Here is a 25976-nt window from a genome sequence, read left to right on the forward strand (position 1 = left end):
ATACCACCAGCAGTGTTTGCGGCACGCTATCGCCAGCAGCGGACCACCGAACTATCAAGCAGTACCACTACCATGCAAACCTAGGACTTCTCTCCTTATCGCTGGTATGGCTGGAGGGGGAAGATCAGGAGGACAATATAGCGCGCGCATGAAAACGCCCCTGGCGAAACCAGGGGCGCGTTGTAGCCGCGGAGGCGGGGTCAACTGCCTTTTTTCTGCAGGATCTGTTGTACCTTGAGGATGTTCAGTGCCTGCGACAGTTGGTTGTCGTTTTTGGGGTTGGGATCGCGCGGACCGAACTGGCTCTTTTCTTCCGGCTTGGCCTTGTCCTGGCCGTCGTCCGGCTTGGCGGGGGCGGGCTGAGACGCAGGCGCGGGTTTTGCGCTGCTCTTGGGCGCCGGCTTTTCCTCGCCGTTGGGGTTGGCCAAGTGGTTTTCCAGGTCGGCTTCGCGCACGCGGATGGCTTGCTCCGCCGCGGTCAGCGTGCCGTCTTCCACCACCACGTCGGGCACGATGCCCTTGGCCTGGATCGAGCGGCCGTTCGGCGTGAAGTAGCGGGCGGTAGTCAGCTTGATGCCGCCGGCGTTGCCCAGCGGCATGATGGATTGCACCGAGCCCTTGCCGAAGGTTTGTGTGCCCACCAATACCGCGCGCTTGTGGTCTTGCAGCGCACCGGCGACGATTTCCGACGCCGAGGCGGAGCCGCCGTTGACCAGCACGACCAAGGGCACGTTGCGGGCTTCCACCGGCAGCCGGGCCAGCGGGTCGCTGCCGTTGGGGCGGGCGTAGTTCTGCAGATTGGCGGTCAGCCGCATCTTGGCGTCCGGCGTCCGGCCCTCGGTGTAGACCACCAACTGGTTCTTGGCCAAGAAGGCGGCGGACACGCCGACCGCGCCGTTGAGCAGGCCGCCCGGATCGTCGCGTAGATCCAGCACCAGGCCTTTCAGCCCCTGCTTGTTCGCCTTGTACAGCGCCTGCACGCCGGCGGCCAGGTCCTCGGAGGTGTGCTCTTGGAACTGGGTGATGCGCACATAGCCGAAGTCCGGCTCCAGTAATTTGTATTTGACGCTCTTGGTCTTGATCACCGCGCGCGCCAGCGTGAACACCAGGGGCTTGGTTTCAGACTTGCGGGCGATGGTCAGCGTGACCTTGGTGCCCGGCTTGCCGCGCATTTTCTTCACCGCGTCGGTCAGGGACAGGCCGCGCACCGGGGTGTCGTCGATCTTGATGATCAGGTCGCCGCTCTTGATGCCGGCCTTCTGCGCCGGCGTGTCCTCGATGGGCGACACCACCTTGACCAAGCCGTCCTCGGCGCCGATCTCGATGCCGAGGCCGCCGAATTCGCCCTGGGTGCCTTCCTTGAGTTCCTTGAAGGCTTCCGGGTCCATGTAGTCGGAGTGCGGGTCCAGGCCGGTCAACATGCCCTTGATGGCCGCGGTGATCAGCTTCTTGTCTTCCACCGGGTCGACGTAGTCCTGCTTGATGCGGCCAAACACTTCGGCGAAGGTGCGCAGCTCGCTCAGCGGCAGCGGGGATTCGCCCTTGTCGGCAAAGGCTTGCATGCTGAGCGTCAGCACGCCGCCGGCCATGGCGCCGGCCACTAGCCAGGCAATCTTCTTCATTCTTTGGCTGCTCATGTTTGTTATCTGTCTCCGTTGCCTGGCTCAACGTGCCCAGGCTTGCGGGTTTAGGGGGCGTCCCATGTGTCGGATTTCAAAGTACAGGCCGGATTCGCCGCTGTCCAGTGTTCCTGTGTTGCCGATCGTGTCGCCGGCCTTGACGCTGCCGCCTACGGATTTACCTATGGCCGATAGTCCGGTATAGACCGTCATGTAGTTGCCGCCGTGATCGATCAGAATGGCGTTGCCAAAGCCGCGCAATTGATCGGCGAACACCACGGTGCCGTCGGCTACGCTGCGCACCGGTGTGCCGTTGGCGGTCTGGATGAACAGGCCTTTCCAGCTGACGCCTTGCTGGCGGGGTTTGCCGAAGCGGCCGACCAATTGTCCGGCCACAGGCATTTTCATCCGTCCCTGCAGGCTGACAAAGGCGCGGCCGGCAGCGCTGTCGTCGGCCACGTCGGTGATGGCTTCCTCTTTCACCGTGACCGTCTTCTTGGCTTCTTCCGGCACAGGCTTGCCTTGTTTCTTGGCATTTTCCGCCAGCTTGCGGCGGCGCTCGTTCTCTTTGCGCGCCGCTTCGCGGGCCGCGGCCAGCTTGGCCTTGCGCTCTTCCGCCGCCTTGCGCGCGATTTCCGCGCGGCGGCGCTGGATTTCGCGATTGATCTGGGCGATCAGGCCGGTCAGGCGCTTTTCGTTTTCCTGCAGCTGGCTGAGCTTGCTTTGCCCTGACTTGATTTCGCCGGTGACTTTGCTCAGCTCCTGCTGCTGGCTGGCTTTGTCCTGCTGCAGCGAACTCTTTTCCTGGCTCTTGCGGTCCGACAGCGAGTTGAGGCGGGCCAGCTCCTGTTCCAGTTGGAAGGACAGCGCCTCCAGCTCGTGCTGGTGGGTGATCAACTGGGCGACCAGCTGCTGCTGGGCGCGGGCGATGTGCTGATAGTAGGCGAGGTCGCGAGCGCTCTGATTGGGATCGTTCGCGTTCATCATCAGCTTCATCGCGTCGTGCTGGCCGCTCTTGTACTGGCGCGCCAGCATCTGGCCTACGCGCTGGCGCACCGCGGCCAGGCTGTTGCGGCTGGCGTTGATCTGGGCGCGCAGCGCCTCTAGCTGCTGTTCGGAGCTGCTCTGTTTTTTCTCCAGCTTCACCAGCGCCTGGTTGGTTTGGCTAATGGCTTGTTCCGACTCCTTGATCGCCGATTGCGCCTCTTTTTGCACCGCCTGTTTTTGGGCGATGTCTTTTTTCAGCGTATCGATTTCCTTGCGCACCGATTTGAGGTCTTGCTGGTGTGGGGCGGTGGACAGCGCGGCGGAGGCCGGAGGCGCGGCGTGGCTGGCTCCGGCGATCAAGGCCGCCATCAGGACATAGGGTTTCATGGCCGGGAATATGCTTTCTGCTTGGGCCGCGGACCAACTAGCGCGTCGTCCGCGGGCGGCACGCTTGGGTCGATGACGCCGGCGGAGCCGGCGGCGGCGGGTCTTGGAGTCTGTTCTAAAGTCTCGCGAGCAAGAGCGAGACAAGGCGAAAACGCTTGAAGAAGCGGAATGTACAAGGAGTACATGAGCATTCTGAAAGTGTTTTTAACGCCGTATTGCTGAAGCGCAGCAGACTTTAGAACAGATTCTTATTGGAATTCAATCAACGATTGACCGCTCATCTCCGCCGGTTGTTCCAGGCCCATCATCGCCAGCAGCGACGGCGCGATGTCGCGCAGCGAACCGCCGGAGCGGATCCGGGCCGGACGGCCGACATAGAGGAAGGGCACCGGGCTCAGGGTGTGCTGGGTATGCGGCTGATGGTGCTCGGCGTCGTACATTTGTTCGCAGTTGCCGTGGTCGGCGGTGATCAATACTTCGCCGCCGGCGGCGCGCATCGCCTCCACGCAGCGGCCGACGCAGCCGTCCAGCGCTTCCACCGCCTTGACCGCGGCGTCGAAGATGCCGCTGTGGCCCACCATGTCGCCATTTGCGTAATTGCAGATGATGGCCTGGTATTGGCCGGAGGCGATGGCGGCGACGATTTTGTCCGTGACTTCGCCTGCGTTCATTTCTGGCTGCAGGTCGTAAGTGGCCACCTTGGGCGATGGCACCAGGATGCGATCTTCGCCGGGATAGACCTGCTCCTCGCCGCCGTTGAAGAAATAGGTGACGTGAGGGTATTTCTCGGTTTCGGCGATGCGCAGCTGTTTCAGGCCCTGGCTGGCCAGGTATTCGCCGAAGCCGTTGCTGATCTTCTGCGGCGGGTAGGCGATGGACAGGCAGCTGTAGGCTTCGCCGTAGGAGGTCAGGGTGACGAAGTCGGCGAACTTGGGCTGGCGGGCCTTGAAGCCGTCGAAGGCAGGGTCGGTCAGCGCGCTGACCAATTGGCGAGCGCGGTCGGCGCGGAAGTTCATGAATACGACGACGTCGCCGTCACGCATCGGGGCGGCTTCGCCGATGGCGGTGGCTTTGACGAACTCGTCGTTCTCGTCGCGAGCGTAGGCCGCTTCCAGCGCTTCCAGGCCGTTGCGGGCGTGGAACAGGCCTTCGCCTTCCACCAGCAGGCGGTAAGCCGGCTCCACGCGTTCCCAGCGTTTGTCGCGGTCCATTGCCCAGTAGCGGCCGGTCACGGACGCCAGGCGCGCGGCCGGGCATTCGGCCAGCACCGCGTCCAGCCGTTCCAGATAGGTTTTGGCGCTGCGCGGCGGCGTATCGCGGCCGTCAAGGAAAGCATGCACGCGGATGCGGGCGACGCCGGAAGCCTGCGCCGCGCGGATCAGCGAGTGAATATGGTTTTCATGGCTGTGAACGCCGCCATCGGACAGCAGGCCCATGATGTGCAGCGCCGAGTCCTTGGCCTTGGCGATACCGGAAACCAGCGCGGGATTGGCGGCGAAGCGGCCGTCTTCGATGTCGCAGTCGATGCGGCTGATGTCCTGTTGCACCACGCGGCCGGCGCCGATGTTGAGGTGGCCCACCTCGGAATTGCCGAACTGGCCGGAGGGCAGGCCGACGAAGTTTTCCGAGGCGTTGATGGTGCCGTAGGGGAAGGTTTGGCGCAGACGATGCCAATTAGGCATCGAGGCATGAAGAATAGCGTTGTCATCGCCTTCGGTGCGATGGCCAAAACCGTCGAGAATCAACAACAACACCGGTTTGATGGATTTCATGGCATTCACATTCTGAATATTAGAAAATCTTGATGGTATTGGATTTTGTGTAGTATTGTACCGCAGTCAGACTAAATAAAATGACTCTACAGGGAGAGAAGCCTTGCTGTTCAACGATGACCAGATCGAGCAGACCTCGAGGGCGATGAAGGCCATGTCGCACCCGCTGCGTTTGAAGATCATATCGGTGCTGGAAGACCAGGAAGTGAGCGTGCAGGATATAGTCGAGCAGGTGGGCACGTCGCAGAGCAATATTTCTCAGCATTTGGCCATTATGCGCGACAAGGGCGTGTTGCGCACGCGCAAGGACGCGAACCGCGTTTATTACCGCGTTGGCGACATCCGCACGCTGGAGGTCTTGAAGATGATGCGAGAGGTGTTCTGTGGCTTCGGCGAATAAGTCGCCGCCCGGCTGAGGCCCGCGCCGGCGTCTGGCCGGCCCTATGATCGTACCCGGATATGAAAACGCCGCGGCTCGCCATGAGCCGCGGCGTTTTTGCGCCAGGCCCGCGGCCCGGCGGTCAATTACTTAGCGGCGGAAGCCGCTTTGTGTTCAGCTTTCTTTCCCGAATGTTTGTGGCCGGATTTCTTGTGGTGCGCGGCGCCCGAAGCATGCTTCTTGTGGTGCTTTTTGCCGGCCTGCTTGTGTTCGGCTTTATGCTCCATTTTCTTTTCGGCGGAGGGCGCGGACGCCGGGGTGGCGGCCATGGCGCTGGTGGCGAAAGCAGCGGCGATCAGAGCGGAAATCAGTTTCATGATATGTCCTTTCTTGTGTGAAGCCGATGGTGCATGTCGGCTGCAATTCCAAATGGGTGGAATATGCCTTCTCTGGGATTAAAGCCTTTTAGAAAAGTTCACAAACAATAACAAAATGCCGCCGCGTCGCAAAGTGATGACGTTGGGTTTTACGGCAGCCAGTAGCTGAGCGCCATGCCAATGAGGATGGCCGCGCCAACGCGGTTATTGTCGAGGAAAGCCTTGAAGCAGGCTGCTCGGTCGCGTTCCCGGATGTCCAGATATTGTCTGGTCATCAGGGCGACGGAGACCAGCAGGGACAGGTAAAATGGCCAGGCCAGCGCCAGATGCAGGCCGATGCCGGCCATTAGCGCGAGGAAGACGGCGTGGAACAGCATGATGGCCAGAACGTCGTAGTCGCCGAAGGTGATCGCCGAGGTTTTGATGCCTATCTTGAGATCGTCCGGCTTGTCGCTGATGGCGTAGGCGGTGTCGTAGGCCAGCGTCCAGCAAGCGTTGGCCAGCAGCAGCAGCCAGGCCAGCGCCGGCACCTCGCCGGTCTGGGCGGCGAAGGCCATTGGGATGCCGAAGGAGAAGGCCAGGCCCAGATAGGCTTGCGGCACCGGGAAGAAGCGCTTGGTGAAAGGGTAACTGGCGGCGATGAACAGCGCCGGCACGCTCAAGAGCAGGGTCAGGCCGTTCAGCGGCAGGATCAGCAGCAGCGACAGCAGCGCCAGGCCGGCGGCCAGCAGCAAGGCTTCCTTCTTGCCGACCGCGCCGCGGGCGAACGGCCGTTGCCGGGTGCGTTCCACGTGGCCGTCGAAGTCGCGGTCCGCGTAATCGTTGATCACGCAGCCGGCCGAACGCATCAAAAAAGTGCCGATGATGAAGATCAGCACGATGAGCGGGTCGGGCCGGCCTTGGCCGGCGATCAGCAGCGCCCACAGCGTCGGCCACAGCAGCAGGAAGGTGCCGATGGGCTTGTCCATGCGCATCAGTTGCATGTAAACGGTCAAACGTTCATTGAGGCGGGCGGCGTTCATCGCAAGAAATTCTCCAGCTCCGGCAAAAAGAGTTCGCACACGAGCAGCGGCGCTTGCCGCAGCAGGAAGCGGCAGCGCCGCGCCGGGTAGCTGGCGTGCGGGCTGAGTTGGGCCGCCGGCGCGAACAGCGGATGATCGGCGGCGATGAGGCGGTAGCGCAGCGGGTCGCGCTGCAAATCCGGCAGGCCGCCGAACAATGTCAGACCCAGCGAGCGGCTGCCGCGGTCTAGAATGGGCTGCCAGGCCGCGCAGTCCAGGCGGGTGACGCTGCGGGCGAACACGACCGGGGTATCGTCCAGGGTCAGCGCCACCTCGCGGGCCTGCAGCGGCGCTCCGGCGGCCAGGCCGAGCTGCGGCGCCTCGTCTTCCAGACAGACGTCGGGACCTTGCCGCAACACGCGCACGGCGAAGCGGCGACCAGTGCTTTGCAGCCGTTCGGTCAGCGAGCCGGCTTCGGTGAGACAGGATTGCGCGACGGCGGACAGCGCTGGCGGTTCCGGCAGCCAGATTGGGGGATTGGGCATGGCGCGCATTATGCCAAAGCCGGCGGGGGCTTGTCCCGCCCTTCTGCGGCGCGACGCGCGTCCATCTGTCTATCCCCAAGCGCGAGCCGGGGCATTATCATGACGTCATCAAGGCGGAAGGAGGGAAGATCGCATGATGGAGACGGCGCTGTGGCTGTTGGGCTATCAATTGGCGGGAGAAGTCTTGGCGCGCGGTTTGGGCGTGCCGGTGCCGGGGCCGGTCTTGGGCATGTTGCTGTTGTTCGCCACCTTGTGTGCGCGTCGCGGAGTGCCGACGACGCTGCAGACCCATGCGCCGCGCTTTCTCGCGCATATGTCCTTGCTGTTCATCCCTGCCGGCGGAGCGGTGCTGGCTTACCAGACGCTGTTGGCCGATTACGGCGCGCGCCTGGCGGCGGTGCTGGCCTTGTCGACGCTGACCACCTTGCTGGTGCCGGGGCTGGCTTTGCATTGGATGCTGGCGCGGCGGCGAGGAGGCGGGCATGACTAGCGTCGGCGTCGTGTCCGCGCTGCGGGAATCGCCGCTGACGGGGGTTTTCATCACGCTGCTGGCTTACCGGTTGGCCTTGGGGTTTAATCGCCGCTGTCGCGGTCATCCGCTGTCCAACCCGGTGTTGATCGGGGTATTGCTGGTATTGGGCTGGCTGGTGCTGACGCGCACCGATTACCGCCAGTACATGCAGGGTGCGCAGTGGATACAAATGTTGTTAGGGCCGGCGACGGTGGCTTTGGCGGTGCCCTTGTACGGCAATCTGAGCCGGCTCAAGCGCGCGGCGGGGCCGCTGGCCTTGAGCATCGCCCTGGGTGGCGTTACCGGCGTCGTCAGCGCGGTGGGCTTGGGCTGGCTGTTCGGTTTGCCGCGCGAGGTGCTGTTGTCGCTGAGCACGCGGGCGGTGACCACGCCGATTGCGATGAGTGTGTCGCAAAGCATAGGCGGGGTGCCGGAGTTGGCGGCGATGTGTGTGATCCTGTCCGGCATTTTCGGCGCGGTGGCGGCGTGGCCGCTGTTCAACGGCCTGCGTCTGCGCAACGATGTGGCGCTGGGCGTGGCCACGGGTATTTCCGCGCATGGGATTGGAACGGCGCGGGTGTTTCAGCTGTCGGAGACAGCGGGCGCCTTCGCGGGCCTGGCAATGGGCTTGAACGGGGTGTTCACCGCTTTGTTGGTGCCTTTGTTGCTGACGTTGTTTCCCTTGTAGCGGGCGGATGGCTCTTAATTTAGCAGTCGCGCCAAGCCGCGCATCCCGCCTGGGGCGGGGGCTCGACTTGGCACGACTGCGCCTGGATTGAAAATATTTTAACGAGGGGTGTGTATGGATTTGATTTTGTGGCGCCACGCGGAGGCGGAGGACGGCTCCGATGATCTGGCAAGGGCGCTGACGCGGCGCGGGCAGCAGCAGGCGAGCCAGATGGCGGCTTGGCTGCGGGTGCGCCTGCCGCGCGATTATCTGCTGCTGGCCTCTGAGGCCAAGCGTTCGCAGCAGACGGCGGCCTTGCTGGCGAAAAGCTTTCAGACGGTGCCGGCGCTGAATCCGACGGCGTCGCCAGAAGAGGTGCTGGAGGCGATAGGCTGGCCGGAGGCGAACCGCACCGTGGTGTTGGTTGGCCATCAGCCTTATATCGGCTGGTTGACGTCCAGCCTGCTGTCGGAGCAGCAGCAATTGTGGAGCGTGAAGAAGGGGTCTGTCTGGTGGTTGAGTCACCGCGACCGCCACGGCATCGAGCAGACGCGTTTGAAGGCGATGATGACGCCGGGCATGTTGCAGCCTTGAATCGGCACTTGAAAAGGCCTCTCGATCGAGGGGCCTTTTTCTTGTCAGTCTCAAACGTTTCAGACGGTGGCGTCGGCCTCCTGAGCCAGACGCCGACGCAGCGTCTTGCTGACCTTGACCATGCTGGAGAGCGCGGCCTCCACCTCGGGCCAGCCGCGGGTTTTCAGGCCGCAGTCGGGGTTGACCCACAGTTTTTCCGGTTCGATCACTTGCAGCGCCTTTTCCAGCAGTTGTTGGATTTCGGCTTCAGGCGGTACCCGCGGGCTGTGGATATCGTAGACGCCGGGGCCGATGGCGTTGGGGTAGCGGAAGTGGCCGAAGTCCTGCAGCAGCTCCATGTCCGAACGCGAGGTTTCGATGGTGATCACGTCCGCGTCCAGCGCGGCGATGGCCGGTAGAATGTCGCCGAATTCCGAATAGCACATATGGGTGTGGATCTGGGTGGCGTCGGCCACGCCGTGGCAAGACAGCCGGAAAGCCTCGCCGGCCCAGTCCAGGTAGGCGGCGCGGTCGGCGCGTTTCAGCGGCAGGCCTTCGCGGATGGCCGGTTCGTCGATCTGGATTACGCGAATGCCGGCGGTTTCCAGGTCGCGAACCTCGTCGTTCAGCGCCAGGGCGATCTGGCGGCAGACTTCGCCGCGCGGCAGATCGTCGCGAACAAAGCTCCATTGCAGGATGGTGACCGGTCCGGTGAGCATGCCCTTGACTGGGCGGGAGGTCAGGCTTTGCGCGTACTCCGCCCATTCCACGGTTATCGGCTGCGGCCGCGCCACGTCGCCGAACAAAATGGGCGGTTTCACGCAGCGGCTGCCGTAGCTTTGCACCCAACCGCCGGCGGTGAACACGAAACCGGACAATTGTTCGCCGAAATATTCCACCATGTCGTTGCGCTCGGCCTCGCCGTGCACCAGCACATCGATGTCCAGCGCTTCCTGGCGGCGTATCGCCAGTTCGATTTCCTGTTGCATCGCCTGGCGATAGGCGTCGGCGGGCAGCTCGCCGCGCTTGAAGGCGGCGCGAGCGCCGCGGATGGACGCGGTCTGCGGGAAAGAGCCTATGGTGGTGGTGGGCAGTAGCGGCAGCTTGAGCCAGGCTTGCTGCGCGGCGGCGCGAACCGGATAGGCGTTGTGGCGGCGGTCGGCGTCGGCCGGCAGCGTGGCCAGGCGCTGTTGGACTTCGGGGCGGTGGATCAGCGGGCTGGCGGCGCGCTGCTGACGGGCGTAGTCGCTGCCGGCCAGTTCGTTGGCGATGGCTTCGCGGCCTTGCTCCACGCCTCGTTTCAGCACTTTCAGTTCATTGAGCTTTTGCACCGCGAAGGCGAGCCAGGTTTTGACGTCGACGTCGAGCTGGGTTTCCGCTGCCAGGTCGAAAGGCGTGTGCAGCAGCGAGCAGCTGGGCGCGATCCACAGCCGCTCGCCCAGATCGGCCGCCAAGGGTTGCAGACTGGCCAGTACGCGGGACAGATCGGCGCGCCAGATATTGCGACCGTCGATGACGCCGGCGGACAGCACCTTGTCTTGCGGCCAGCCGTCGGCGAAAGCCGCCAGTTGCAGCGGCGCGCGCACCAGATCCAGGTGCAGACCGGCCACCGGCAAGCGTTGCAGTAGTTCGGCGTGCTCGGCGACGCTGCCGAAGTAGGTGGCCAGCAGCAGCCGTAGCGGAGAGTCTTGCAGTTGCCGATAGGCGGGCTCGAAGGCGGCCAGCCATTCCGGCGGCAGGTCCAGAGCCAGGATGGGTTCGTCGATCTGCACCCAGTCCACTTTAGCCGCCGCCAGCGCGGCCAGCACATCGCGATAGGCTTGCAGCAGGGCGGGCAGCAAGGATAACTTGTCCAGGCAGGCGTTCTTGGCCTTGCCCAGCCACAACAGCGACAGCGGCCCCAGCAGCACCGGCTTGGCGCGCAGGCCCAGCGCCTGGGCTTCTCTCACTTGCGCCAGCAAGCGCTCAGGCTGCGCCTGGAAGGCGGTGTCGGCATGCCATTCCGGCACCAGATAGTGGTAGTTGGTGTCGAACCATTTGGTCATTTCCAGCGCAGGCTGGCCGGCGTTGCCGCGCGCCAACTGGAAATACTGCTCGGTGCTCAGCTTGGTGGCGTCGAAGCCGAAGCGCGGCGGAATAGCTCCCACCAGCAGTTGCGCGTCCAGCACGTGGTCGTACAGGGAGAAGTCGCCTACCGGGGACAATTCAACGCCGGCGCCTTTTTGCAGCAGCCAGTGGCGCTGGCGCAGTTCACGCGCGCCGCCCAGCAGCGCGGCTTCGTCGATTTCGTTCTTCCAGTAGTTTTCCAGCAGGGTCTTCAGTTCGCGCTTGGCGCCGATGCGGGGAAAGCCGAGCAGGTGCAGGGTGGTCATGGTGGGCTCCTTGGTTAGTGATGTCCCTAGCATTACGCAAGCTGTTGTATGATACAAACTCATTATTTTGCTAGCTAACATGAAATGAATTCATAATGAGCTTTCTGGAGATTAGACATCTGCGTACCCTGTTGGCGCTGGCCGAAACCGGCAGCGTGTCTTTGGCCGCCAGTCGCTTGTTTCTGACCCAATCCGCGCTTTCGCATCAGCTCAAACAGTTGGAGCAGGGTTACGGCATGAGCTTGTTCGAGCGCAAGACCCAGCCGCTGCGCTTCACCGCCGCCGGGGAGAGGTTGTTGGCGCTGGCTCATGATCTGAACGCCAGGGTGGCGGCGGCGGAGCGCGATCTGGCGCGCCTGCGTCAGGGGGAGGTTGGCGAATTGCGGGTGGCGGTGGAGTGCCATACCTGCTTTGACTGGCTGATGCCGGCGATGGACGCGTTCCGCCAGCATTGGCCGGGCGTGGAGCTGGACATCGTGTCCGGCTTTCACACCGATCCGGTGAGCCTGCTGCTGAGCCATCGCGCGGATCTGGCCATCGTGTCCGAGGCGGAGCCGCAGGCCGGCATCGATTACCAGCCGCTGTTCGCTTATGAAATGGTGGGCATCGTGGCGCGGGATCATCCGCTGGCGAACAAGCGCTGTTGGCTGGCGGAGGACTTTGCCGGAGAAACGCTGATCCATTACCCAGTGCCGGATGAAATGCTGGACCTGGTGCGCAAGGTATTGCGCCCGGCGGGCGTCAATCCGGCGCGGCGCAGCAGCGAGCTGACCATCGCCATCATTCAACTGGTGGCCAGCCGCCGTGGGGTGGCGGCTTTGCCGTACTGGGCGGTCAAGCCTTATCTGGAACGCGGCTACGTGGTGGCGCGGCCGATCGGCGAGCGCGGTTTGAGCAGCGAGTTGTACGCCGCGGTGCGCGGCGACGACGGCGGCTTGGCCTATATGCAGGATTTTCTGGTCACGGTGAGGGAGCAGAGTTTCGCCACCTTGCCGGGGCTGACGCCGCTGGGTGCGGCCAGCTGATTCAGGGCAGGTCCAGTTGCCGGCGCAGCGACGGCAATTGGCTCCAGACGCAGCGCATGCGCTCCGGATGGGCCTGGCCGTAAGCCTTGGCGAACACCAGATAATTGTTTTCGGTTTTCAGCGGCGGCAGCAGTTTTTTCATGCGCAGCTGCGGGTGCTGCGCCAGATAAGCGTCGCCGCCGGGCTCGTGCATGGCGAAGGCGGCGATGCGGCCTGCCTGTAGTTTGGCGAAATTCTCGTCCAGATCGGCGCCGGCTTCGGTGGGTATCCGGCGGGCTTTCAACACGCGGGTGACGGACCAGCCTCGATTGACGCCGACGCTGTCGTCCTCAGGCAGGTCCAGTCGGTAGCCGTCCCAACGCAGCGTTGAATCCTGTGGAACGTAGAGCACGTAGGACAGGGCCGTCAGCCTGAGCCGGCTGTCCGCCGATCCGCCGCGCATCGGGTAGAGCATCTGTTTGGCGCGGTCGGTCTGGAAGGACAGCATGGCGGCGGCGTCGGCCTGGTTTAGCGCCAGCCCGCGTAACAGCCGTCGCGCCGGCAGTTGCCGGAACTGCGCGTTTAGACCGCAATGTTCCGCCGCTTGCCGCGCGAGGTCGATCACGGGGCCGGATAGTTGCGTGGAGACGTGCTGGATGAAGGGCGCGGGTTCGGCGCTGCCGACGACGATGCGCAGGAGGGGGGCCGCATGGACCCACCCGCCGGCCAGCAGGGTGAGCAGCGCCAGCGTGGACTTGGACATGGACGGGTCCTTGCGGAATGATCATGGATTCATTTTATGAGCCCGAGATCGGCCTTGTCATGGGTTTCCTCCGCGTGAGCTTCCAGGCCCAACTCCTGGATCTTGCGAGTCAGCGTGTTGCGGCCCCAGCCCAGCAGGTGAGCAGCTTCCACTTTGCGGCCGCCGGTGTGGGCCAGGCCGCTGCGGATGCAACTGATCTCGAAGCGGTGGGTCAGTTCGTCGATGATGCCGACCTCGCCGGCGAGCAGGCGGCGGCTGACTTCCTCCGCCAGCAACTGGGGCCAGTCCAGTTGCCCGGTTTCTGCCCCGCCGGGATGGCGAGCGCCGGAGGCGGGATCGCGCAGTTCCTGAGGCAGGTCGGCCGCTTCCACGGTTTGACCGGGCGCCATCACGCTAATCCACTGGCACAGATTCTCCAGCTCGCGCACATTGCCGGAGAACAGGCTGTGTTTGACCACGTCCATGGCGGCGTCGCTGAGTCGCTTGGGTTCCACGCCCAACTGGGTGGCGCTCTTGGCCAGGAAGTGGCGAGCCAGCAGGGGGATGTCCTCGCGCCGTTCGCGCAGCGGCGGCAGCCTCAGGCGGATCACGTTCAGGCGGTGGTAGAGGTCTTCGCGGAACTGGCCGTCGCGCACCCGTTGTTCCAGGTTTTGGTGGGTGGCGGCGATGACGCGGACATTGGCCTTGATCGGGGTGTGGCCGCCGACGCGGTAGAAGTGGCCGTCGGACAGCACGCGCAGCAGCCGGGTTTGCAGTTCGGTGGGCATGTCGCCGATCTCGTCCAGGAACAGCGTGCCGCCCTCGGCCTCCTCGAAGCGGCCGCGGCGGGTGGCTTGCGCGCCGGTGAACGCGCCTTTTTCATGGCCGAACAGTTCCGATTCCAGCAAGTCCTTGGGAATGGCGGCGGTATTGAGCGCGATGAAGGGTTTGCCGGCGCGCACCGAGTGGCGGTGCAGCGCTTCGGCCACGCGCTCCTTGCCGGTGCCGGATTCGCCGGTGATCAGCACGGTGACGTTGGACTGGGACAGCCTGCCGATGGCGCGGAACACGTCCTGCATTGCCGGCGCCTGGCCCAGCAGCACCGGCATCGCCTCCGGATGATCGCTGACCGCGATGTCCGGGCGGCTTTCCGCCAGCGCGCGTTCGATCAGCAGCACCGCCTGATCGACGTCGAAGGGCTTGGGCAGATATTCGAAGGCGCCGCCCTGGAAAGCCGCCACCGCGGAATCCAGATCGGAGTGCGCGGTCATGATGATGACGGGCAGCGCAGGGTGTTCGGATTTGACCTTGGACAGGAATTTCAGCCCGTCGGTGCCCGGCATGCGGATATCCGAAATGATGACTTGCGGAGCGCGGTCGTACAGCGCGTTCAGCGCGTCGTCGGCGCTGGCGAAACTGTCGAAGCCGATGCCGGCGCGCCCCAGCGCTTTTTCCAGCACCCAGCGTATTGCCTTGTCGTCGTCAATAATCCATACCGCTTGGTTCATCACGAAATCCTCATGCTGTGGCCGCCAGCGCCAGCCGGCCGCCGCAAGGTGTTGTTGTCGATGCGTCTCAAAATCTGTTCAAAGTCTCGCGGGCAAGAGCGAGACCAGGTGAAAATAGCTGAGAAAGCTGGATATACCGGTGGTGCGTCAGCATTTCGAAGGTGTGCTCGCGCCATGCGACATCTCACGAAACGCAGCGGACTTTGAGCAGGTTCTCAGTCGGTGGCGAAGGGCAGCATTACCGTAAAGCAGGTTTGTCCCGGCCGTGAGTCGAATTCGATATTGCCGCCGTGCTGGTGGACGAAGGCCTGCGCCAGAGTCAGGCCCAGGCCGGTGCCTTCGGCGCGGCCGGTGACCAGCGGGTAGAAAATATGGTCCTTGATCTCGTCGGGAATGCCGGGGCCGTCATCGATGATTTGCAATTTCAATGCCAGGGTGTGGCGCTTGCGCGCCAGCGTCACCTGGCGCGCCACTCGGGTGCGCAGAATCAATTCGCCGCGGCCCTTCATCGCCTGAATCGCGTTCTTGACGATGTTGAGCGCTACCTGGATCAGTTGTTCCTTATCTGCCACCAACTGCGGCAGGCTGGTGTCGTAGTCGCGGCGAATTTGCAGGCCTTGCGGGTATTCCGCCAGCGCGATGCTGCGCACGCGCTCCAGCACTTCGTGGATATTGATTTCGCCGCGAACATGGCTGCGGTGCGGCGCCAGAAGGCGGTCGACCAGCGATTGTAGCCGCAGCGCCTCTTCCTTGATCACCGCGGTGTATTCTTTCAACTCCGGGCGGTCCAGCAGCTCGTGCTCCAGCAACTGCGCCGCGCCGCGGATGCCTCCCAGCGGGTTCTTGATCTCATGCGCCAGGTTGCGGATCAGCTCCCGATTGGCCTGGTGTTGCAGCAGCAGCCGTTCCTCGTTGGCGATCTTCAACTGCTGATCCAGCGGCCGCAGTTCGATCAGCGCCAGTCCGCCGTCCGCGTCCACCGGGGCGACCGACAGCGCGATGTGCAGCGCCTGCTCGCTGTGCTGGGGAACCAGTTCCAAGTCGTGTTCGATGAAGCTGGCGTTGTGGCGCAGCGCGGTGGACAGCGCCTGACGCAGCGCCGGGCAGGGCTGGAACAGATCGAACAGGCTGTGACGCAGCAATTCGCGGCTGCCGAGCGCCAGCAGGTTTTCGCAAGCGGGATTGACGAAATGCAGCGCGCCGTCGGCGTCGACGATCAGCACGGGGGTGTCAAGCAGTTCTAGTCCGGCAAAGCTGGTCGGCGGCATGGTGCGGTGTGTCCTGTAGGCTGGGGCGGAGGGCTTGCGCAGGCTGAGCAAAATTCGGGCCATGCCCGCGCGCCCGGGAATGGCCCATTTCTTTTCAGTATGCACCATGATGGTGCGTCAAACTAGTTCTGCCCCAGTTCGCGGCGCAAGGCTTCCACGTTTTTCTGGCGGTCGGTGACTTCGTCCTGCAGCTTCTGCACCCGGTTCAGGTATTTCTGGTAATTGCGGGTTTCGTCGCCGTTGCGCGTGGCTTTGCCGTCGGCCAGCGCTTTTTCCGCTTCGGACAACGTTTTCTGCTCATTGGCCAGCTCCTGTTCCAGGATTTTGCGGCGGCCGTTGTCGCGCTGTTTCTGGGTGCCGGGATCGACGCTGGGGTAGCTGCCGGCGGGCTTGGCGTCGCCGTTCCCGCCGCTGCTGTTGCCGGGGACGTTGTTTTTCTTGTGCTGGCTGGGGTAGGAGGAGAGCGGATTGAGCCGGATCGCCTGCGCGCCGCGAATCGGCACATTGGTGAAGGTGACGTTGCCGTCTTTGTCCACGTACTTGTAAACGGTGGCGTGAGCGGAGGCGCTCAGCAGCAGTATCAGACAAAGAGATAGAGTTTTCATGGGCGGCGTGTCGAGTTCCGGGTTTCAGCTCTGCAATGATATGCAAATCCGCCGGACAAGTCATATATGAAAACGGCAGCCCGGGGGGGCTGCCGTTTTTCCATGCGCCGGTATTACAGCGAGTAATACATCGCGAATTCCACCGGATGCGTGGTCATGCGGGTCAGGTTGACCTCCTGCATCTTCAGTTCGATGTAGGCGTCGATCCAGTCATTGGAGAACACGCCGCCGCGAGTCAGGAACTCGCGGTCCTTGTCCAGAGCGGCCAGCGCCTCGTCCAGGCTGGCGCACACGGTCGGGATCAGCTTATCTTCTTCCGGCGGCAGATCGTACAGGTTCTTGTCCGCGGCGTCGCCTGGGTGGATCTTGTTCTGGATGCCGTCCAGGCCGGCCATCAGCAGCGCGGAGAAGCACAGGTAGGGGTTGGCCAAGGGGTCCGGGAAGCGCGCCTCGATACGGCGGCCCTTGGGGCTGGCCACGTGCGGGATGCGGATGGAGGCGGAGCGGTTCTTGGCGGAATAGGCCAGCTTCACCGGCGCTTCGTAGTGCGGCACCAGGCGTTTGTAAGAGTTGGTGCCCGGGTTGGTGATCGCGTTCAACGCCTTGGCGTGCTTGATGATGCCGCCGATGTAGTAAAGCGCGGTTTCGGACAGGCCGGCGTAGCCGTCGCCTGCGAACAGGTTCTTGCCGTCCTTCCAGATGGACTGGTGAACATGCATGCCGGAGCCGTTGTCGCCGACGATGGGCTTGGGCATGAAGGTGGCGGTTTTGCCGTAGCTGTGAGCCACGTTGTGCACCACGTATTTCAGAATCTGGGTCCAATCCGCGCGCTGGGTGAGCGTGCTGAACTTGGTGCCGATCTCGTTCTGGCCGGCAGTGGCCACTTCGTGGTGGTGAACTTCCACGGGGATGCCCAGTTCTTCCAGTAGTAACACCATGGCGGAGCGGATGTCTTGGGAGGAGTCCACCGGCGGCACCGGGAAGTAACCGCCTTTAATGCCGGGGCGGTGGCCCATATTGCCGCCCTCGAACTCCTCGGCGGAGGCCCAGGCGGCTTCTTCCGCCTTGATCTTGACGAAGCAGCCGGACATGTCGGTGCCCCAGGTCACGCTGTCGAAGATGAAGAATTCCGGTTCCGGGCCGAAGTAGGCGGTGTCGCCCAGTCCGGAGGCTTTCAGATAGGCTTCGGCGCGCTTGGCGATGGAGCGCGGGTCGCGGTCGTAGCCCTTGCCGTCGGCCGGGTCGATCACGTCGCAGTGCATGAAGACGGAGGGTTCGTCGTAGAACGGGTCGATGCGGGCGGTGGCCGGGTCGGCCATCAGCAGCATGTCGGATGCCTGGATGCCTTTCCAGCCTGCGATCGAGGAGCCGTCGAAGGCGTGGCCGTGTTCGAACCATGCGTCCGGATCGTCCAGCAGGACATGGGCCGGAATCGACACGTGTTGTTCTTTGCCGCGGGTGTCGGTAAAGCGCAGGTCGATGAACTTGACATCATTTTCAGTAATCAGCTTGACTACGTCTGCAACCGCCATGGTTTTCTCCTGAAAGGCTACATGCATCATGTGCGAATGAGTGGATGGCAGGCTCTTAAGCATTAAGCGTGCCAGCTTTGATATCGCTGAGATTCCATTGTGTCATAGCCCAAAACCGGGCGCTAGCGAAGTTGAATGAACCAGGGTGGTGCCTGATTTGGGTTGATGCACCAAAACAGGGCGTTAACGGCGTTGCGGCTGTCTTCGTCGATATGGATAATCCGTATATAAGGTAATAGGAGCCGCTAACAAAACCACGCGGAGAACCCGAGGCAAGGGGGGGGACGTAGGCGGTGCGCCAGACATGGCAAACCAGCTCAAGCCCGTCTCAGGGAATTGTTAGCGGTTCTACAAGGCGGCCAAGCCGCGGGGAGAGCTTGCATGGATCAGATGACGCAGCTATTGCAGCAGGCGCAGCGCCGGGCTGAAGAGCTAGGCTTGCCCTATCGCGGCGCTTTGACGCCGCAGGAGGCGCATCAGTTGAAACAAGCCATGCCGGAGGCGGTGCTGCTGGACGTGCGCAGCGCGGCGGAATGGCAGTTCGTCGGCGTGGTGCCCTACGCCCAGCGGCTGGAGTGGCGCAGCTTTCCCGGCATGCAGCCCAATCCGCGTTTCATCGAGCAATTGCAGAGCCTATTGCCCAAGGAGGGCGTGCTGATGCTGATGTGCCGATCCGGCGTGCGTTCCGACGAAGCCGCGCGCATGGTCGCCGCCGCCGGCTACGCCGAGGCCTACAACGTGTTGGAGGGCTTTGAAGGCGACAAGGACGCCGAAGGCCACCGCAACACCGTGGGCGGCTGGAAAGCGCGCGGCCTGCCCTGGCAACAAGGCTGAGCCGGGCGCTGCGCGGCGATGTCGTGGTTGATGTTTGGCGTATTCCACGGCAAAGTGTCATAGCGCCGTCGCTCCGTCGGCGCGGACGCGGCGAGAGCCGCCAACAAAGCCAAGCGCGACGCGGCGCGAGGGTTTTCTTAGCCACTCTCTATCCGATACCAAAAACATACCCAATCTTGGAAAGCTGACTCATGACCGACCGTTACGCCGTTATCGGCAATCCTGTTTCGCACAGCCAGTCGCCGTTCATCCATAACGAATTCGCGGCGGCCACCGGCCAGGATATCGCTTACGACAAGTTGTTCGCCGAACTGGGGCGTTTCAACGATGTGGTGGCCGAGTTTGTCTCCGCCGGCGGCAAGGGCCTCAACATTACGCTGCCGTTCAAGGGCGACGCTTACCGCTTCGCCAACGAGCTGACCGAGCGCGCCCGCGCGGCGGAAGCGGTCAACACCTTGTGCTTCCGCGACGGCAAGATCTACGGCGACAACACCGATGGCGTGGGCCTGGTGCGCGACATCGTCGATAATCTGGACTACCCGATCGCCGGGGCCAAGGTGCTGATCCTGGGCGCGGGCGGCGCGGTGCGCGGCGTGCTGGAGCCCATTCTGGCGCAGAAGCCCGCCTCTTTGACCATCGTCAACCGCACCCTGATCAAGGCCGAGGCGCTGGCGCACCATTTCGCACCCTGGGGCAAGGTGGAGGCTATCGGCTACGAGCAATTGAAGGGCCGCAGCTTCGACATCGTGATCAATGCCACCTCGACCAGTCTTAGCAATGAATTGCCGCCCATCCCCTACGGCTTGTTCACCGCGCGCACCCTGGCTTACGACATGGTGTACAGCAAGGGCCTGACGCCCTTCCTGCAGCGCGCTCAGGCGGAGAACGCCGGCATGCTGGCCGACGGCCTGGGCATGCTGGTGGAGCAGGCTGCGGAATCCTTCTCCATCTGGCGCGGCGTGGAGCCCGCCACTCGCAAAGTGACCAATATGCTGCGGGAAGTGCTGGCCTGACGCTTGCCGGGTCCAACCGGGCCGGACCTATTTGACCTGTGCCGGCATCCCCCCTCCCGTGGTTTGAATCCCAATCCCCCTTGCTCTGCGAGGGGGCTCGCTTTGCGAGTCAGATGATGCGTCTCTTCCTGAAAGTGTTGGCGGCCCTGATGGCCGCCTTTCTGCTGTATAACCTGTGGATCTTTGGCCACATCGTTTATTGGCGCGGCCACAATCCATCGGCCAGTTCCTTCATGAACGAACAGCTGGCCAAGCTGCAGCAGGACGATCCCGAGGCGGAACTGCGCCACAAATGGGTGAGTTACGAGCAGATATCTCCCAATCTCAAGCGCGCGCTGATCGCATCCGAGGACGCCAAGTTCGTCGATCACGAGGGGTTCGACTGGGACGGCATCGAGGCCGCGTTCGAAAAAAACATGAAGAAGGGCAAGATCGTCGCGGGCGGCTCCACCATCAGCCAGCAACTGGCCAAGAATTTGTTCCTGTCCAGCAGCAAGACGCCGTGGCGCAAGGTGGAGGAAGCCTTGATTACGGTGATGCTGGAAACGGTGCTGGACAAGCGGCGCATTTTCGAGATCTATCTGAACGTGATCGAATGGGGCAACGGCGTGTTCGGCGCGGAGGCGGCGTCGCGCTATTACTACCGTTCCAGCGCGGCACGGCTGTCCTCGTCGCAGGCGGCCAAGCTGGCGGCGATGGTGCCCAACCCGCGCTACTACGACACCCACCGCGCCGCGCCGGGCTTGGCGCGCAAGACCCGAATCATCCAGCGACGGATGGGCTATGTGGAACTGCCTTGAGCGTCTGCTGGGGCGGATTGGAGCGGCGCGGGGGGCATGTTACAATCGCGACTTTCTTTGAGTGCGCCGTGCGCGAGGCATGGCGGCTACGCAATGGACTTACCCAGTTACCCCGTAATCCAATCCCGATTTACCGTTAGAGAATAATGCCCGCCTCAGACCGCCCGCGCCGCGCGCGCCATCTGGGCGGAAGGAGACGTGCATGACGGTTGCCTTCAAGCAACAATCCGCCGATCGTCTGCAAGAAAGCCTGGCCCTGGTGCAGCGCCTGATCGAGCGTCAGCGGCAGTTGGAATATCTTGTATCCCGTCAGGAGGCGTCCGAGCCGCCGACGGACCCGCAGGCCCCGTATTACAATCTGGAAGCGCTGCGCCTTAAGTTGGAGCAGCTGCACCCGGCCGACGTCGCCCATATCCTGGAAGCCTTGCCGCTGGAAGACCGCTTATTGGTCTGGGACCAGGTGGACGGCGCGCGCGACGGCGCCATCTTGTTGGAAGTGTCCGACGCGGTCAGGGAATCGCTGATCGAAGTGATGGAGCACGGCGAGCTCGTGAACGCCGCCGAGCAGTTGGACGCGGACGAACTGGCCGAACTGGCGCCGGACATGCCGCGTCAGGTGGTGTACGAAGTGATGGGGGGACTGGGCGAAGAAGAGCGCGCCCAACTGCAATCGGCGCTGTCCTACGATGAGGACAAGGTTGGCGCGCTGATGGACTTCGACCTGGTCAAGATCCGTGCCGACGTCAGTTGCGAAGTCGTGCTGCGCTATCTGCGCCGTTTCGACGAGTTGCCGGCGCATACCGACAAAATCTTCGTCATCGACGATTTGGGCCTGCTCAAGGGCGTGCTGTCCATCCGTAAACTGCTGGTGTCCGACCCCGACGCGCTGGTGGCCGAAGTGATGGCCACCGAACTGGTCAGCTTCAGCCCGGACGAAGACGCCGCCGACGCTGCGCTGGCTTTCGAGCGCTACGACTTAATTACCGCGCCGGTGGTGGACGAGGCCGGCAAGCTGATCGGCCGGCTGACCGTGGACGAGATGGTGGATGTGATCCGCGAAGAGTCCGACAGCGAAGTGTTGAACCTGGCCGGTTTGAAAGAGGAAGAAGACCTGTTTGCGCCGGTGATCGACTCGGTGAAGAACCGCTGGGCCTGGCTGGCGATCAATCTATGCACCGCCTTCGTCGCCTCGCGCGTGATCGGCGTGTTCGAGCACTCCATTTCCCAATTGGTGGCCTTGGCCGCCTTGATGCCCATTGTCGCCGGCATTGGCGGCAACTCCGGAAACCAGACCATCACCATGATTGTGCGTGCGCTGGCCATGGGGCAGATGCAGCTGAGCCAGGCCTGGCGCTTGTGGCGCAAGGAGCTGCGGGTCAGCATGATCAACGGCGTGTTGTGGGGCGGGGTGATAGGCAGCGTGGCCTGGTTGTTGTACGGCAGCTTCTCGCTGGGCCTGGTCATGCTGGGCGCGATGTTGCTCAACCTGATGCTGGCCGCCACCATGGGGGTGCTGATTCCCTGCCTGATGCAACGTTCCGGGCGTGACCCGGCGCTGGGTTCCAGCGTGCTGATCACCGCCTGCACCGATTCCGGCGGGTTTTTCATCTTCCTGGGTTTGGCCACCCTGTTCCTGTTGTGACGACCATGTTGACGATAGCCGAGGCCTTGCGCCTATACCCCTTGCCCCGTCTGGAAGCGCGCATGCTGTTGCAGCAGGCGGCGCCGGAGCTGACCCACGCCCGCATCGCCGCTTATCCGGAGCAGGCGCTGAGCGCGGAACAAGACGCGTGTTTCCGCGCGTTGGCGGCCCGGCGAGCAGCGGGAGAGCCGGTGGCCTATCTGATTGGCCGGCGCGAGTTTTACGGCCGCGATTTCGCCGTGGGGCCGCAGGTGCTGATTCCTCGGCCGGAAACCGAGCATCTGATCGAGGCTGCGTTGGAACGGACCGGCCGGGGCGCCGCCCGCGTGGTGGACCTGGGCACCGGCAGCGGGGCCATCGCCGCGACTTTGGCGCTGGAAGCGCCGGCTTGGCGGGTGAGCGCTGTCGATCTGTCGCCCGAGGCGCTGGCCGTCGCCCGCGGCAACGCCGAGCGTCTGGGCGCGCGCGTCGATTTTTATCAGGGCAGTTGGTATCAAGCGCTGCCGGCGGACGCGGTCTTTGATCTCATTGTCTCCAATCCGCCTTACATCCGGCGCGACGACGAGCATTTGGGGCAGGGAGACGTGCGTTTCGAGCCGCGGATGGCGTTGACCGACGAAGCCGACGGTCTGGCCTGTCTGCGCGCCATCGCCGCAGGCGCGCCGAGGCGGCTGGCTCCGGGCGGTTGCTTGATCGTCGAGCATGGCTACGATCAAGGCGAGGCAGTGCGTCGGCTTTTCTCCGACACGGGTTTGCTGCAAGTGGAAACCATTGTCGATCTGGCGGGTCTGGATCGAATCACCCTTGCAACGATGAAAGCTGACTGATGTGGTTTAAGTTGTCCTATTTGCGCCGGCTGTGGCCGGCGTTGTTGTTGTCGCCTTTGATTCTGTCCTTGCTGTTGTCGCCGGACTTGAACCGGGAGGTTTTTCTTGCCGTGCATCAGGGGGCGCGCATCGTGCCCGCCGTCTGCTGGCGGCTGCTCAATGTGTTGGGCGATTGGCCTACGGTGCTGGCCCTGCTGCTGGCCCTGAGCTGGCGACGGCCGGACAAGCTGCCGGCTTTATTGTTCGGCTGCGGCGCCGGCGTGTTTCTGGCCATTGTGCTCAAAGCCGGCTTCGCCGTGCCGCGGCCGCCGTTGGTGCTGCCTCCTGGCGCGGTGCAATTGCTGGACGACTTGCCCGGCAACGGTTCTTTTCCCTCCGGCCATGCAATGGCCTCCGCCACGCTGGCGAGCTTTCTTTACTATTCAGGCATGGTGCGACAGGGCTTGTGGCTGAGCGTCGGCGTGATCTTGGTGATGTGCGCTCGGCTGGCTACCGGCGTGCATTGGCCGCTGGATGTGACGGTGGGCGCCTTGCTGGGGTGGGCCGCTATGTTCGGCGCCTGCCGCTGGGCCTGGCCTCAAGGGTGGCCTGCGGGTTTGAGCGCGCGGCTGCAATCGTTGATGCTGCCTGCTCTGGCGCTGCAGTTGTTGTGGTTGTTGTACAAGCCCGGCAGCCATGAGGAGTACGGCTTGAGGCTGGCGGTGTGCTCGCTGGTGCTTGCCGCTGGCTGCCGGCGCTGGTGGCTCGCTCGTTAGTGCCTGCTTACGATCTGCTGCGCGTCGGCGATACAACGTTGAAAACGGCTTCGAAATGCTCATGTACCACTCGTACATTCCGCTTTCTCAGCCGTTTTCGCCTTGTCTCGCCCTGGCTCGCGAGACTTTGAGCAGGCCCTTTAGAGATAGCGCGGCGGATTCCGCGCGCAGGCATGACAAAGGCGGCCCATCGGGCCGCCTTTGTCGAAATCAGGCCGGCGAACCGGCAAAAGCATTACAATGCCGGCTTGGCTGGCTGCCTGATCAATGGTGGTGGCCGTGCTCGCCGTGGGCGTGGCCGTGGCTGACTTCATCGGCGCTGGCTGCACGGATTTCCACAACCTTGGCGGCGAAGCGGATGCTTTGGCCGGCCAGCGGGTGGTTGGCGTCGACAACGGCCTTGCCGTCGGCGATGTCGGTGACGCGGAACAGCAGCACGTCGCCGGTTTCCGGATCGTCAGCTTCGAACATCATGCCGACTTCGACGTCAGCCGGGAACACGTCCAGATCTTCCAGGCGGATCAGTTCTTCTTCCGGGTCGCCGAAAGCGTCGTCCGGCGTCATCTTGACGTCGATGGAGTCGCCAACGGCCTTGCCTTCCAAAGCTTCTTCCACCAGCGGGAAGATGCCGTCGTAGCCGCCATGCAGATAGCTGATCGGCTCTTCGGTTTTGTCGAGGAGGTTGTTGTCAGCGTCGAACATCTCGTAGTGGAGGGTAACGACGGTGTTTTTGGAGATTTGCATGAGTGCGGATCCGTGAAGGAAGGTCAATAAAGCAGATGGCGGCGCAAGCCGGCCATCGAAAACGATTTTCAGATGCGCCGCCATTGCGCGCATCCCTTATTGTAAACCATTGCCGGGCGTTTCAGCCCGTGAAACTGCCATGAACACAACAACTTTGCTGGGCGGGATGTCGCCCGAACAGTTCCTTGCCGAGTACTGGCACAAGAAGCCTTTGCTGATCCGCGGCGCCCTGACCGAAGTGGGGCCGCTGGCGGATTTTTCGGTGCTGTCTCAGCTGGCGACCCGCGAAGACGCTGAATCGCGCTTGATTGAATGTCGCGACGGACGCTGGAGCCTAGAGCGCGGTCCGTTCCGCCCGGCGCGCTTCCGCCGCCTGCCGGAGACGGACTGGACCTTGTTGGTGCAGGGCGTCAACCAGCACCTGCCGCACATCGACGAGCTGCTGTGGCGTTTCAATTTCATTCCTTACGCGCGGCTGGACGATTTGATGATCAGCTACGCGCCGCCGGGCGGCACCGTGGGCCCGCATTTCGACGCCTACGATGTGTTCCTGCTGCAAGTGGGCGGGCGCAAGCGCTGGCAGATATCCACCCAGCACGACGACGACTTCATCGAAGACGCGCCGATCCGGGTGCTGAAGGATTTCCGCTGCGAGCAGGAGTTCGTGCTGGAGCACGGCGACATGCTCTATCTGCCGCCAAAGTGCGCGCATCACGGCGTGGCGTTGGATCCCGGCATGACTTATTCGATCGGTTTTCGCGCCCCGCCGGCGCAGGAACTGGCGACACAATTCCTGGTGCATTTGCAAGACCGCCTCTGCGTGGAAGGCGTGTACGCCGACCCCGACCTCACGTTGCAGCAAGATCCGGCGCGAATAGGCGATGAGATGGTGGAGCAGGTTAGCCGGCTGCTGGAGCAGATTCGCTGGGACAAGGCCGCGGTGGGCGACTTTCTGGGCCACTATCTGACCGAACCCAAGGCGCATGTCTTTTACGAGGCGCCGGAAGAGGAGTTGGATGAAGACGAATTCGAGATCGAAGCGGCCGAGCATGGATTGGAGCTGGATCGCAAGAGTCAGATTCTGTTCTGCGGCGACAGTTTCTATTGCAATGGCGAGAAACTGGAGGTGGAAGAGGGGGATTTCGAGGCCTGGCGCGCCTTCGCCAATGCCAGACGCATTGCAGGCGCGGCGCTTGGGCCCGGCATGCAGGAATGTTTGTATGAGGGATATCTGGCAGGCTATTGGCATTTGGCGACGAATGTAGCAAAATAACCACAGAAATTGTTCGGATGCGCAAGTGATATCGACAAATTCTGGCCTCAACGACAGGGGTAAACGCCCGTTTTTGTGGCTATGCTGCTTTGCGGAAGAGGATTATGGGCAAAGGTGTTTTTTTGGAATTTTGCCCCCTATACAGCCTTTTTTTTCGTGATACAATTTGCGCACTGATGGATTTTCAGTCGCCCGGCTTATTTCGAAGACCGTGCGATAACTGACGTCTTGTTCAACTT

25 protein-coding genes are annotated in these 25976 nt (G+C 62.9%); 12 read left to right on the plus strand and 13 right to left on the minus strand.

The genetic code is table 11. The features are described 5' to 3' along the window. Positions 1-200 precede the first annotated feature (200 nt). The 3 genes from B0T39_RS12960 to gpmI all read right to left on the minus strand — a co-directional run bounded on the left by B0T39_RS12960 (position 201) and on the right by gpmI (position 4765). A complete protein-coding gene (locus tag B0T39_RS12960) occupies positions 201-1637 on the minus strand; it encodes a S41 family peptidase (RefSeq protein ID WP_240937333.1) in 1437 nt (478 codons plus the stop codon). 27 nt (positions 1638-1664) lie between these two features. Further along, positions 1665-2993, minus strand: a complete 1329-nt coding sequence (locus tag B0T39_RS12965) for a murein hydrolase activator EnvC family protein (protein ID WP_081547251.1) — start codon at positions 2991-2993, stop codon at positions 1665-1667. Positions 2994-3241: 248 nt separating this feature from the next. Beyond that, positions 3242-4765 carry a 2,3-bisphosphoglycerate-independent phosphoglycerate mutase gene (gene gpmI / locus B0T39_RS12970; RefSeq protein WP_081547253.1) on the minus strand — a complete coding sequence of 508 codons (1524 nt, stop codon included), beginning with the start codon at positions 4763-4765 and terminating at the stop codon, positions 3242-3244. A gap of 103 nt (positions 4766-4868) precedes the next feature. On the opposite strand from gpmI, the gene B0T39_RS12975 reads away from it, so the two are divergent. After that, positions 4869-5165, plus strand: coding sequence for an ArsR/SmtB family transcription factor (locus B0T39_RS12975; protein WP_019100570.1), 297 nt, complete (start codon positions 4869-4871; stop codon positions 5163-5165). A gap of 125 nt (positions 5166-5290) precedes the next feature. Here the strand turns inward: B0T39_RS12975 and B0T39_RS12980 are convergent, their stop codons facing one another. The 3 genes from B0T39_RS12980 to B0T39_RS12990 form a co-directional block, all read right to left on the minus strand. Then, the gene (locus B0T39_RS12980; RefSeq protein ID WP_081547255.1) at positions 5291-5521 is read right to left on the minus strand and encodes a hypothetical protein; all 231 of its coding nucleotides are present in this window, start codon (positions 5519-5521) and stop codon (positions 5291-5293) included. A 149-nt stretch (positions 5522-5670) separates the two neighbouring features. Beyond that, a complete protein-coding gene (ubiA, locus tag B0T39_RS12985) occupies positions 5671-6543 on the minus strand; it encodes a 4-hydroxybenzoate octaprenyltransferase (protein ID WP_081547257.1) in 873 nt (290 codons plus the stop codon). Next, positions 6540-7067, minus strand: coding sequence for a chorismate--pyruvate lyase family protein (locus tag B0T39_RS12990; RefSeq protein WP_254894551.1), 528 nt, complete (start codon positions 7065-7067; stop codon positions 6540-6542). The genes ubiA and B0T39_RS12990 overlap by 4 nt, the downstream gene beginning before the upstream one ends. Before the next feature lie 133 nt (positions 7068-7200). Here B0T39_RS12990 and B0T39_RS12995 point away from each other — a divergent pair, with 133 nt between their 5' ends. The 3 genes from B0T39_RS12995 (at position 7201) to B0T39_RS13005 (ending at position 8839) form a co-directional block, all read left to right on the plus strand. Next, a complete protein-coding gene (locus B0T39_RS12995; RefSeq protein WP_081547261.1) occupies positions 7201-7557 on the plus strand; it encodes a CidA/LrgA family protein in 357 nt (118 codons plus the stop codon). Next, positions 7550-8266: an LrgB family protein gene (locus B0T39_RS13000; protein ID WP_081547263.1), complete on the plus strand. Its 717-nt coding sequence runs from the start codon at positions 7550-7552 to the stop codon at positions 8264-8266. Before B0T39_RS12995 ends, B0T39_RS13000 begins: the two co-directional genes overlap by 8 nt. Before the next feature lie 114 nt (positions 8267-8380). Next, the gene (locus B0T39_RS13005) at positions 8381-8839 is read left to right on the plus strand and encodes a SixA phosphatase family protein (RefSeq protein ID WP_081547265.1); all 459 of its coding nucleotides are present in this window, start codon (positions 8381-8383) and stop codon (positions 8837-8839) included. 59 nt (positions 8840-8898) lie between these two features. Here B0T39_RS13005 and metE read toward each other — a convergent pair whose 3' ends face one another. Continuing rightward, complete coding sequence (metE, locus tag B0T39_RS13010; protein ID WP_081547267.1) at positions 8899-11190, minus strand: 5-methyltetrahydropteroyltriglutamate--homocysteine S-methyltransferase; 2292 nt, start codon at positions 11188-11190, stop codon at positions 8899-8901. Positions 11191-11285: 95 nt separating this feature from the next. On the opposite strand from metE, the gene B0T39_RS13015 reads away from it, so the two are divergent. Further along, positions 11286-12215, plus strand: coding sequence for a LysR family transcriptional regulator (locus B0T39_RS13015; RefSeq protein ID WP_081547269.1), 930 nt, complete (start codon positions 11286-11288; stop codon positions 12213-12215). Between the two features lies 1 nt (position 12216). Here B0T39_RS13015 and B0T39_RS13020 read toward each other — a convergent pair whose 3' ends face one another. The 5 genes from B0T39_RS13020 to glnA form a co-directional block, all read right to left on the minus strand. Then, positions 12217-12957, minus strand: a complete 741-nt coding sequence (locus B0T39_RS13020; protein WP_081547271.1) for a substrate-binding periplasmic protein — start codon at positions 12955-12957, stop codon at positions 12217-12219. Between the two features lie 29 nt (positions 12958-12986). Further along, positions 12987-14444, minus strand: a complete 1458-nt coding sequence (ntrC, locus tag B0T39_RS13025; RefSeq protein ID WP_081547273.1) for a nitrogen regulation protein NR(I) — start codon at positions 14442-14444, stop codon at positions 12987-12989. Between the two features lie 215 nt (positions 14445-14659). Beyond that, complete coding sequence (glnL, locus tag B0T39_RS13030) at positions 14660-15775, minus strand: nitrogen regulation protein NR(II) (protein WP_254894552.1); 1116 nt, start codon at positions 15773-15775, stop codon at positions 14660-14662. Between the two features lie 59 nt (positions 15776-15834). Further along, complete coding sequence (locus B0T39_RS13035; protein WP_081547277.1) at positions 15835-16317, minus strand: DUF4124 domain-containing protein; 483 nt, start codon at positions 16315-16317, stop codon at positions 15835-15837. 113 nt (positions 16318-16430) lie between these two features. Continuing rightward, on the minus strand, positions 16431-17849 hold the full coding sequence (gene glnA / locus B0T39_RS13040) for a type I glutamate--ammonia ligase (protein WP_081547279.1): 1419 nt from the start codon (positions 17847-17849) through the stop codon (positions 16431-16433). 381 nt (positions 17850-18230) lie between these two features. On the opposite strand from glnA, the gene B0T39_RS13045 reads away from it, so the two are divergent. The 6 genes from B0T39_RS13045 (at position 18231) to B0T39_RS13070 (ending at position 23720) form a co-directional block, all read left to right on the plus strand. Further along, positions 18231-18683: a rhodanese-like domain-containing protein gene (locus B0T39_RS13045; RefSeq protein ID WP_081547281.1), complete on the plus strand. Its 453-nt coding sequence runs from the start codon at positions 18231-18233 to the stop codon at positions 18681-18683. Positions 18684-18874: 191 nt separating this feature from the next. Then, entirely contained in the window at positions 18875-19696 is an 822-nt protein-coding gene (gene aroE, locus B0T39_RS13050; RefSeq protein WP_081547283.1) for a shikimate dehydrogenase, read from the plus strand. Positions 19697-19809: 113 nt separating this feature from the next. Beyond that, entirely contained in the window at positions 19810-20496 is a 687-nt protein-coding gene (gene mtgA, locus B0T39_RS13055) for a monofunctional biosynthetic peptidoglycan transglycosylase (protein ID WP_176219547.1), read from the plus strand. Positions 20497-20698: 202 nt separating this feature from the next. Beyond that, positions 20699-22138: a magnesium transporter gene (gene mgtE, locus B0T39_RS13060; protein WP_081547285.1), complete on the plus strand. Its 1440-nt coding sequence runs from the start codon at positions 20699-20701 to the stop codon at positions 22136-22138. Positions 22139-22146: 8 nt separating this feature from the next. Then, complete coding sequence (gene prmC, locus B0T39_RS13065) at positions 22147-22965, plus strand: peptide chain release factor N(5)-glutamine methyltransferase (RefSeq protein WP_081547412.1); 819 nt, start codon at positions 22147-22149, stop codon at positions 22963-22965. Beyond that, positions 22965-23720, plus strand: coding sequence for a phosphatase PAP2 family protein (locus B0T39_RS13070; RefSeq protein WP_081547287.1), 756 nt, complete (start codon positions 22965-22967; stop codon positions 23718-23720). Before prmC ends, B0T39_RS13070 begins: the two co-directional genes overlap by 1 nt. Positions 23721-23984: 264 nt before the next feature. Here B0T39_RS13070 and B0T39_RS13075 read toward each other — a convergent pair whose 3' ends face one another. Beyond that, on the minus strand, positions 23985-24464 hold the full coding sequence (locus B0T39_RS13075) for an FKBP-type peptidyl-prolyl cis-trans isomerase (RefSeq protein ID WP_081547288.1): 480 nt from the start codon (positions 24462-24464) through the stop codon (positions 23985-23987). 139 nt (positions 24465-24603) lie between these two features. Between B0T39_RS13075 and B0T39_RS13080 the strand changes: the two genes are divergently transcribed. Further along, on the plus strand, positions 24604-25737 hold the full coding sequence (locus tag B0T39_RS13080; protein ID WP_081547290.1) for a ribosomal protein uL16 3-hydroxylase: 1134 nt from the start codon (positions 24604-24606) through the stop codon (positions 25735-25737). Positions 25738-25976 lie beyond the last annotated feature (239 nt).

Source organism: Chromobacterium haemolyticum (assembly GCF_002081825.1).
GTDB classification, from domain to species: Bacteria; Pseudomonadota; Gammaproteobacteria; order Burkholderiales; family Chromobacteriaceae; genus Chromobacterium; species Chromobacterium fluminis.

Bases quoted from the DNA above. Each gene is read 5' to 3' on its own strand.
- B0T39_RS12960 (WP_240937333.1), bottom strand. From the start codon at position 1,637: ATGAGCAGCCAAAGAATGAAGAAGATTGCCTGGCTAGTGGCCGGCGCC.
- B0T39_RS12965 (WP_081547251.1), bottom strand. From the start codon at position 2,993: ATGAAACCCTATGTCCTGATGGCGGCCTTGATCGCCGGAGCCAGCCAC.
- gpmI (WP_081547253.1), bottom strand. From the start codon at position 4,765: ATGAAATCCATCAAACCGGTGTTGTTGTTGATTCTCGACGGTTTTGGC.
- B0T39_RS12980 (WP_081547255.1), bottom strand. From the start codon at position 5,521: ATGAAACTGATTTCCGCTCTGATCGCCGCTGCTTTCGCCACCAGCGCC.
- ubiA (WP_081547257.1), bottom strand. From the start codon at position 6,543: ATGAACGCCGCCCGCCTCAATGAACGTTTGACCGTTTACATGCAACTG.
- B0T39_RS12990 (WP_254894551.1), bottom strand. From the start codon at position 7,067: ATGCCCAATCCCCCAATCTGGCTGCCGGAACCGCCAGCGCTGTCCGCC.
- B0T39_RS12995 (WP_081547261.1), top strand. From the start codon at position 7,201: ATGATGGAGACGGCGCTGTGGCTGTTGGGCTATCAATTGGCGGGAGAA.
- B0T39_RS13000 (WP_081547263.1), top strand. From the start codon at position 7,550: ATGACTAGCGTCGGCGTCGTGTCCGCGCTGCGGGAATCGCCGCTGACG.
- B0T39_RS13005 (WP_081547265.1), top strand. From the start codon at position 8,381: ATGGATTTGATTTTGTGGCGCCACGCGGAGGCGGAGGACGGCTCCGAT.
- metE (WP_081547267.1), bottom strand. From the start codon at position 11,190: ATGACCACCCTGCACCTGCTCGGCTTTCCCCGCATCGGCGCCAAGCGC.
- B0T39_RS13015 (WP_081547269.1), top strand. From the start codon at position 11,286: ATGAGCTTTCTGGAGATTAGACATCTGCGTACCCTGTTGGCGCTGGCC.
- B0T39_RS13020 (WP_081547271.1), bottom strand. From the start codon at position 12,957: ATGTCCAAGTCCACGCTGGCGCTGCTCACCCTGCTGGCCGGCGGGTGG.
- ntrC (WP_081547273.1), bottom strand. From the start codon at position 14,444: ATGAACCAAGCGGTATGGATTATTGACGACGACAAGGCAATACGCTGG.
- glnL (WP_254894552.1), bottom strand. From the start codon at position 15,775: ATGGCCCGAATTTTGCTCAGCCTGCGCAAGCCCTCCGCCCCAGCCTAC.
- B0T39_RS13035 (WP_081547277.1), bottom strand. From the start codon at position 16,317: ATGAAAACTCTATCTCTTTGTCTGATACTGCTGCTGAGCGCCTCCGCT.
- glnA (WP_081547279.1), bottom strand. From the start codon at position 17,849: ATGGCGGTTGCAGACGTAGTCAAGCTGATTACTGAAAATGATGTCAAG.
- B0T39_RS13045 (WP_081547281.1), top strand. From the start codon at position 18,231: ATGGATCAGATGACGCAGCTATTGCAGCAGGCGCAGCGCCGGGCTGAA.
- aroE (WP_081547283.1), top strand. From the start codon at position 18,875: ATGACCGACCGTTACGCCGTTATCGGCAATCCTGTTTCGCACAGCCAG.
- mtgA (WP_176219547.1), top strand. From the start codon at position 19,810: ATGATGCGTCTCTTCCTGAAAGTGTTGGCGGCCCTGATGGCCGCCTTT.
- mgtE (WP_081547285.1), top strand. From the start codon at position 20,699: ATGACGGTTGCCTTCAAGCAACAATCCGCCGATCGTCTGCAAGAAAGC.
- B0T39_RS13070 (WP_081547287.1), top strand. From the start codon at position 22,965: ATGTGGTTTAAGTTGTCCTATTTGCGCCGGCTGTGGCCGGCGTTGTTG.
- B0T39_RS13075 (WP_081547288.1), bottom strand. From the start codon at position 24,464: ATGCAAATCTCCAAAAACACCGTCGTTACCCTCCACTACGAGATGTTC.
- B0T39_RS13080 (WP_081547290.1), top strand. From the start codon at position 24,604: ATGAACACAACAACTTTGCTGGGCGGGATGTCGCCCGAACAGTTCCTT.